This is a genomic window from Tomitella cavernea, assembly GCF_016599145.1.
Classification (GTDB): domain Bacteria; phylum Actinomycetota; class Actinomycetes; order Mycobacteriales; family Mycobacteriaceae; genus Tomitella; species Tomitella cavernae.
Genome location: NZ_JAENKO010000109.1, coordinates 1 through 1,262 on the forward strand (window position 1 = coordinate 1; position 1,262 = coordinate 1,262).

Below are 1,262 nucleotides of genomic sequence, written 5' to 3' on the forward strand. Positions count from 1 at the left end.
TCGCGTTGGTCATCGGGTTCGTGGCGGTGACGGTGTTGCAGTACAACAAGGCGTTCTCGACGTATACGAGTATTTATCTGGTCACCGATAGTGCGGGAAATGCCCTGCCTGAGCGTGCGGATGTGAAGGCGCGGGGGGTGATCATGGGCACGGTCGGGTCGGCGCAGGCGCACGGGGACAAGGTGGTGCTGCGGTTGGATCTGGATCCGGCGTTGGCGGAGCAGGTGCCGCCGTCGGCGACGGCGCGACTGTTGCCGAAGACGTTGTTCGGTGAGCGGTATGTGGCGTTGCAGATTCCGAAGGGCGCGTCGGGGCATGTGTCGGAGGGGGACACGATCTATCAGGATGCGTCGGGCAATGCGGTGGAGATCGGGCACATGCTCGATACGGTGTTGCCGATTCTGCGGGCGGTGCCGCCGCAGGATCTGTCGGTGACGTTGACGGCGATCAATCACATGCTCGAGGGGCAGGGGGATGCGATCGGCCGGGGGATCGAGCAGCTCGATGAGATCACCGATCAGGTGGTGGACCGGTTGCCGGATGTGAAGGCGGATATCCGGGGGGTCGCGGAGTTCGCGCGGACGTATCAGTCGGCGGCGCCGGATCTGGTGGATGCGCTCGATAATCTGCGGACGACGAACAAGACCGTGGTGCAGATGCAGGATCGGATTCATGATCTGTTGCTGGCGGGTGCGGATACGGCGCGGGCGTCGTCGGATCTGATCGATCGCACGCGGGGGGATTTCGTGGCGGTGTCGGCGCAGTCGGTGCGGCCGTTGGAGGTGTTCGCGGACGCGTCGCCGGCGTTCGGCTGCACCTTCGAGTCGTTCGCCGAGATCCATGAGCGCGGCAAGAAGATCGTCGGCTACAACGAGCCCAACCCGGGTATCCGGGTGACGCTCGAGCTGGTGAACCCGCGGGGCCGATACCTGCCGAACCAGGATGAACCGCGCCTGTTCGACACGCGCAAGGCGCGGTGCTACCCCAAGGCGGTGCCCGGGCAGAACTACCCGATCCCGGACGGCACCCTCAACGACGGGTCGTATCAGCCGCCGGTGATCAACACGGGCGGGGCGCCCACGTTGTATCCGCCGGATCCGATGTATGCGGCCGAGCCGGAGTCGCAGTACCGCGGCTCGCAGTCCGAGCAGGAGGCGCTGGCGCAGGTGTATGCGGCGGCCTCGGGTGCGGATGCGGCGTCGATTCCGGGGTGGACGACGGTGCTCGGGGCGCCGTCGCTGCGCGGCAACGAGGTGGTGTTC

General features: G+C 66.2%; 1 protein-coding gene. It reads left to right on the forward strand.

What is annotated here, in order from left to right:
* Window positions 1-1,262, forward strand: a 1,262-nt coding sequence (locus JJ683_RS18675) for an MCE family protein (protein WP_200176319.1), incomplete at both ends; no start/stop codon positions are given.